This window comes from Cyanobacteriota bacterium, from assembly GCA_025054735.1.
GTDB lineage: Bacteria > Cyanobacteriota > Cyanobacteriia > SKYG9 > SKYG9 > SKYG9.
Map to the genome: position 1 here is coordinate 1 of JANWZG010000230.1, position 6,295 is coordinate 6,295.

The 6,295-nt window shown below is 51.2% G+C and carries 9 protein-coding genes; 4 read left to right on the forward strand and 5 right to left on the reverse strand.

Translation table 11 applies throughout. From position 1 onward, the window contains the following. The 5 genes from NZ772_11750 to NZ772_11770 all read right to left on the reverse strand — a co-directional run. A partial coding sequence (locus tag NZ772_11750) for a class II fructose-bisphosphate aldolase (GenBank protein ID MCS6814220.1) occupies positions 1–580 on the reverse strand: 580 nt, incomplete at its 3' end. Between the two features lie 244 nt (positions 581–824). Continuing rightward, entirely contained in the window at positions 825–1,550 is a 726-nt protein-coding gene (locus NZ772_11755; protein ID MCS6814221.1) for a response regulator transcription factor, read from the reverse strand. Positions 1,551–1,555: 5 nt separating this feature from the next. Continuing rightward, the gene (locus NZ772_11760) at positions 1,556–2,176 is read right to left on the reverse strand and encodes a YdcF family protein (GenBank protein ID MCS6814222.1); all 621 of its coding nucleotides are present in this window, start codon (positions 2,174–2,176) and stop codon (positions 1,556–1,558) included. Between the two features lie 118 nt (positions 2,177–2,294). Beyond that, positions 2,295–3,110: a carbon dioxide-concentrating mechanism protein gene (locus NZ772_11765; protein MCS6814223.1), complete on the reverse strand. Its 816-nt coding sequence runs from the start codon at positions 3,108–3,110 to the stop codon at positions 2,295–2,297. A 41-nt stretch (positions 3,111–3,151) separates the two neighbouring features. After that, positions 3,152–4,180, reverse strand: coding sequence for a septum site-determining protein MinC (locus NZ772_11770; GenBank protein MCS6814224.1), 1,029 nt, complete (start codon positions 4,178–4,180; stop codon positions 3,152–3,154). A 296-nt stretch (positions 4,181–4,476) separates the two neighbouring features. On the opposite strand from NZ772_11770, the gene fabG reads away from it, so the two are divergent. From fabG to NZ772_11790, 4 genes are all read left to right on the forward strand, one after another. After that, on the forward strand, positions 4,477–5,226 hold the full coding sequence (gene fabG, locus NZ772_11775) for a 3-oxoacyl-[acyl-carrier-protein] reductase (GenBank protein ID MCS6814225.1): 750 nt from the start codon (positions 4,477–4,479) through the stop codon (positions 5,224–5,226). Between the two features lie 213 nt (positions 5,227–5,439). Next, positions 5,440–5,601 (forward strand): hypothetical protein, encoded by a 162-nt coding sequence (locus tag NZ772_11780; protein ID MCS6814226.1) that lies wholly within the window; start codon positions 5,440–5,442, stop codon positions 5,599–5,601. A 3-nt stretch (positions 5,602–5,604) separates the two neighbouring features. Beyond that, on the forward strand, positions 5,605–6,102 hold the full coding sequence (locus NZ772_11785) for a CGLD27 family protein (GenBank protein ID MCS6814227.1): 498 nt from the start codon (positions 5,605–5,607) through the stop codon (positions 6,100–6,102). A gap of 21 nt (positions 6,103–6,123) precedes the next feature. Continuing rightward, positions 6,124–6,295 (forward strand): asparaginase (locus NZ772_11790; GenBank protein ID MCS6814228.1); only part of this gene is annotated, 172 nt, incomplete at its 3' end.

The window sequence follows — 6,295 nt, forward strand, 5'->3', positions numbered from 1 at the left end:
TCGCCACTGCCAGAGCATCAACTTGAATGCGCTCCACAAAGTCAACAGCTTGGTCAGGATCAGTCAAGAGCTGGTCGTGAGAGAGCACACCTTCAGCGCCGTGGCCATCTTCTGCTTCACCCATACCAGTCTCCAGGGATCCCAAACAGCCTAGTTCGCCCTCAACACTGACCCCTAGGGAGTGAGCTACCTTCACGACTTCACTAGTAACAGCGACGTTGTAGTCATAGCTAGCAGGAGTCTTAGCATCAGCTTCCAGAGAGCCATCCATCATGACGCTGGTAAAGCCGTTCTTAATCGCAGAGTAGCAGGTAGCAGGCTCGTTACCATGATCTTGGTGCATCACGATAGGAATATGGGGATAGGTTTCTACCGCAGCCAAGATTAGATGGCGGAGGAAGTTTTCGCCTGCATACTTACGAGCACCGCGAGACGCTTGCAAAATCACAGGACTATCAGTTTCATGGGCAGCTTGCATGATTGCCTGAATCTGCTCCATGTTGTTGACATTGAACGCTGGAATGCCGTAACCATTTTCTGCTGCATGGTCAAGCAGCAATCGCATAGGAACGAGCGCCATAGTATTCTCCTAGAACTATCGTATCGGACTGAACTAGCTATCTTGCCAAGAATATAACGTTTGACCTATCAATTCTTAAGACAATCTTACGATGTTGAGATAATATTACAACCTTATTACAAATTTTAGGTGAATGGTTGTGGCTCCTAAGCCATCAGCTTTGGACAGAGCCAACGCTAGTGCCGGTCAGTCGGTATGCTGAGAGCGTAGCGCACTCTCTACTGACAAATAGCAACTCTAGCCGTTAGGGGAGATTGTCAGGATTTGCTGAAGCAGCACTAAAGCGATAACCGCGACCATAAACCGTATGGATGAGGGCAGATTCCCCAGGAGCTTCAATTTTGCGACGCAGGAGTTTAATCTGGGCAGCAAGAGCATTGCTGGCAGGCTGCTCTTCCCCTTGCCAAAGGTGTCTATAAATTTGGTCATGGGTCAGCAATTGCCCTGGATGTTCCATCAGATAGGCTAGCAATGTACATTCCTTTTCTGACAGGTCGATCGTGCGTCCGCCGCGATAGGCTACCTGATTGCTTGGATCCAGTTCTAGATCAGCAACACGCAGGTGGGTAGATGTAGGCAGCGGGGTAGGCGCTGAGGTATGGGGCTGGTTGATGGGTCGGCGCAGCAAGGCTCGCACCCGTGCTAGTAATTCTCGCAGTTCAAAGGGTTTCACAAGGTAATCATCGGCACCTGCATCTAGACCTTGTACCCGATCATCGATCGTGTCCTTGGCCGTCAGGAACAACACCGGAGTTGTGCTGCCTCGTGCCCGCAAGTGTTGGCAAATGTCCAGACCAGACTGCTGGGGTAACATCCAGTCTAAAATCAACAAGTCATAGCTAGTCTGAGTGGTCAATGCTTCACCCATAGCACCATCGTGGGCAGTGTCTACCAGATAGCCCTCGCGGGTTAGGGCACGTTGCAGCGAGTTGGTCAGTTCTACTTCATCATCAACAACTAGGATCCGCATGGCTATCAGATACCTTCAAAGGGGCCAAGGAAGGTGGGTAACGGTTGCAGCAGATGCACCTCAATAAGGGCTTTAGTGACTGCTAATATTTCGCGAGTGTTGTAATAGCGAATGAGTCTACGACCGTAAACTTCCCAGTCGGGTGTTGCCAGACCGATCGCTGCTATGCCCATCTGGCGGCAGGTGTAGACAGCGCGGGGCAAATGAAACCGCTGGGTAACCAGTACAGCCGCCTTGATGCCAAAAATATCGCGGGCACGGTAACAACTTTCATAGGTACTAAAGCCTGCATAGTCTAAGGTGATGTCTTGCTCAGGGATGCCCAAGTCCATGGCATAACGCTTCATGGTGGTGACTTCATCGTAGTAGATGGTGCTGTTGTCACCAGTCATGAGGAGCTTTTGTACTCGCCCCAGACGATACAAGGCAACGGCTGCTTGAATGCGATCAGCCAGCATTGGTGTGGGAGTGCCATCTGCCCAGACACCAGCACCAAAGACGATCGCAACTCGCTCATTGGGCACCTGTTGAGGACTTTCATAGCGCCACTGAGCAGTGACCCGTCGTACATAGATGGCCGCCATTACGGGCAATAAACCAACTAGCAATAACACCGCTACTGCCATGAGATATAGCGAATAGCGGTGCTTAAATGCCTTCACTAGGGTCATGCTCAGGTTCACACTTAGTCAGTCCCAATACAGTGGTTAGTCCCAATACGGGGCGATAGGTATGGTACGGAGGTTAGCGATCAGAGTCTGTCTCAGGTTCAAGGACTTCCGCATGAACTGTCTCAACCGGATTTGCAGGCACAGGCACCTCTTGTAAATCCGGCAGGTGCAAGGGAGTAAGGGTTTCTTGCTTGGCTGCCAAGGGTACCAAATTCGGCAATGGTTGGGGATGCTCCAGCCAATGACTGGCGATCGGCAAGGTCTCTTCCAAATCATCCAATGGCCGAGGAATAACCATCACCGAGTGCAATTCGCCGATGCGTTCCGCCTCATGCATTCCAGCTTCGACTGCCATTGCTACATCAGCAACAGCACCACGAATCACAACTGTACAGAGACCGTCACCAATGGTTTCGTATCCAGCCAGTTGCACATCAGCGGTTTTTAACATACTGTCAGCGGCACCTACCATGGCTGGAAAGCCACGAGTTTCCAGTAAGCCCACGGCAAGGTTGCTCAACCGGCTGTAGCGACGATCGTAGGACAACTCTGCTAGCTTGACGCTGATCGGCAATACAGCTTCCAAATTAGCTAAGGGACGGGGAATAATGGATGAGCTGACCAATTGCCCAAATTTCTCAGCAGTTTCAACCCCGGCTGCAACTGCTAGCCGTACATTGGCGATGCCTCCTCGCACGACAGCAGTACAGAAGCCACTACCAATTTTCTCATAGCCAACCAAGGTCACACCAGCCGACTTCAGCATCATATCTGCCGTACCCACGATCGCCGGAAAACTGCGGGTAGACACAAGTCCTAGTGCAGTTTCCTTCAACTCTTGCAATCGCTGTAGGCGTTCAGCCGCCATGTAAGGAGGTTTGTTTGCCATGGTTTAGCTAGTTAACGGAGATGCCTTCAGTATACTCCCTGTTATTGAGCAGGATAAGCAGGGCGAGAAAATTCGTTGGCGTGGATAATCCGAATGGTCCGATTGGCTACGTAGACGACTTCTGGATACCACTGGTCAGGGGGCTTGGGTGCTCTGGCACGATAGTCAGCAATGCGTAGTTGGGCAGGTGGCTCAATTCGCAATGCCATAATGCAGGCTCTGACGTTGCCTGTTGCCCCGGCCTGAACAACACCCCGTAGGCGACCCCAAATGAGCACGTCACCATTAGCTATGATCGTGCTGCCAGGATTTGTGTCACCGTAGACAATTACGGATCCAGGATGACAAACTTCCACGCCCGATCGCAGGGTGTTTTGCAGGTAGAGCGGCTCTGCTTGAATAATGCCTGTTTCTGGAAGAGGGTTTCGTAACTGGGATGATTGCTCGACAGAATATCCAGCCGTAGCTGCTGTAATTGCTGTTTGTCGATGATTGGTGAGCACGCGACTGATGGTCAACTCCACAGTAGCCAGAATCTCTGCCATGGCCTGTAATTGCTCGTCGGTTAAGAGGCGATTGTAGGCTACTAGGTCTACAGCCATTCCTGGCTGCCAAAAGGGTTCTCCATGGATGAGGCGTTGTTGAAGCTGATGTTGCAGCTCAGTCCAGGTAAACTCACTATCGGCTGCTTGGGGATCAGTGCCGCCCGCTGGTAGGGTCAACACGAGGCGATCGTCTTGGCGATGTAATCGCACTTGAACCCTTAAATCTACCTTGGGAGAATCTGGCTGATCGTTACCATCCTGCGGGACGATTGATGCGCTTGGTAACTCTGTGCTGGCAGAGTCACTGGTGATAGGCTCTATGGCTGTCTGAGAAGCTGGTTCAGCGGGCGCTGTGACCTCTAAGGCTTGTTCGTTGGTAGCTGACGCTGGCTCTAAATGGCAGCATTGATCGTCGGCCTCACTGGTGCTGGCTTTGCTAGTACTAATCACTGGTTCAGGTGACTGCGTAGAGTCTGTGTCAGCAGGCGTTGCCTCATCAAAATCTGACATAACGAATCCCGCCATGCTCCTATGGTGTAACGTCTGTTTTTCTCGCAATGCAGCTAGGCAGCTTCATCAGTCTATCGTGATTTGATAGTCCTAACAGGTAAGGATTTTTCTAGGAAGGGGGTGTAGGGGACGTTCCCACAAGGGGATCTAGGCCCCCCTCGACCCCCCTTAAAGCATCGTGATTTAGCAATCTGCTGCGACAGTGTAGGGTGCTATTGCTGACGGGCGACGATCGTGATCACAACACCCATTTATCAAGCGATCCCCGTCAATTGATATGATGACTAGGGTTAATGAACACAACAAAATTCATGACAACAGGACAGTTAGTAGGACAGGTGGCGATCGTTACGGGAGCGTCACGAGGCATTGGTCGGGCGGTAGCCATGGCATTGGCGGCTGAAGGTGCAGCTATTGCTGTTAATTATGCTAGTTCGGCTAGTGCTGCTGAGCAGGTTGTTGCTGACATTCGGGCCAAGGGAGGAGAGGCGATCGCCCTTCAAGCAGATGTCTCCCAACCGGATCAAGTCGATGCTCTAGTGGCTGCGATCGTAGACAAGTGGGGGCGAGTTGATGTGCTAGTGAACAATGCTGGCATTACCCGCGACACATTGCTGCTACGGATGAAATTAGAAGATTGGCAGGCTGTCATCGACCTCAACCTCACAGGCGTGTTTCTCTGCACCAAAGCGGTCAGCAAGATCATGCTGAAGCAAAAGTCAGGCCGAGTCATCAACATTGCTTCTGTCGCTGGTCAGATGGGCAATCCTGGCCAAGCGAATTACAGTGCTGCCAAAGCTGGGGTCATTGGGTTTACAAAAACCGTTGCCAAAGAAATGGCTAGCCGTGGCATTACCGTCAATGCGGTGGCACCCGGCTTCATCACTACCGACATGACTAGTGACCTCAAGTCAGAGGAAATTTTGAAATTTATTCCCCTAGGTCGCTATGGTACTCCTGAAGAGGTAGCAGGCATGGTGCGCTTTCTTGCAGCGGATCCTGCTGCTGCTTACATCACAGGTCAAGTATTCAATGTTGATGGCGGTATGGTAATGGCCTAGGGTTCGTAATTGCTGGGTGTTTGCAATCAGCTAGCTAGGGGCAATTGCAGGTTAGTCAGCAGCAGAGAGAGTTGGCTACTTAAAGAGTTGGGTATTTATAAGTGCTTACGCTACAGTAAACATTAGGTTGTGTGTGCAGCCTTAGCCTGGGATGCCAGCATTGTAGGCTAACCAGCTAGGGGCTAGGGCTTGCTTGGAATCGAGGGGTATTTGTTGTCTCATCCGAGGCAAGGTGTTGGTGTGATAAAAATTGCTTGCTTGATTTCTTTCCCATTCCCTAGCTGCTATCTTGGTAACCCTGTGGATGGTGGTATCTTTGTGCAGTCCCTACTAGGCTGGGTCACAGCCGTCAGTGAATTCGTAGCGATCGAGTGATCTATGAGCCTCCAAACTTCCAAATGCCCCGTACCTAGGGAGCAACTCCCTATTAATGAGTATCAAGACTTGGCAAACTCCTGGTTCTATCGTTGGGCAACCTTGGGCAACCGTGAGTATGTAATTCCTATGGTCTGGATTGTAGGCATCAGTTGGCTCTTGGTGGCACCTGTAGCTGCGGCCAGCTTTGCCCCCCTAAAGCAACCTGTGCAGTTCTTCTTAGGCGGACTAGCTGGGGCAAGTTTCCTGTTGGGATTAGTGTTGGCATGGCTCTACCTAGGATGGACCTATGTTGGCGATCGCCTCGCGCGGGCTACTGTGCCCTACGAAGAGTCGGGCTGGTATGACGGACAAACTTGGGAGAAACCCAGTGACGACTTGATTCGCGATCGCTTAGTCATGACCTATGAAGTTCAGCCACTTCTGCGCAGACTGCGACGCACATTTGTAATCCTTGCTGTAGTTTTCACCATCAGTGTCCTTACCTGTGTTATTCTGTGAACGTTTTGCAGGCTGTAGTTCATGACTAGGGGAAGACGAACCCAGGCCGCTGAAATTGAAGTGCGGTTGTTGCGAGAAGGGCTTGTTGAGTCGATTCATCATGTTCAAGTGGTGGTCTGTGACGATCGGGGGCGAGTACTATCCGTTGCAGGTAACCCAGAAACGACAACGTTTATTCGCTCTGCCCTCAAGC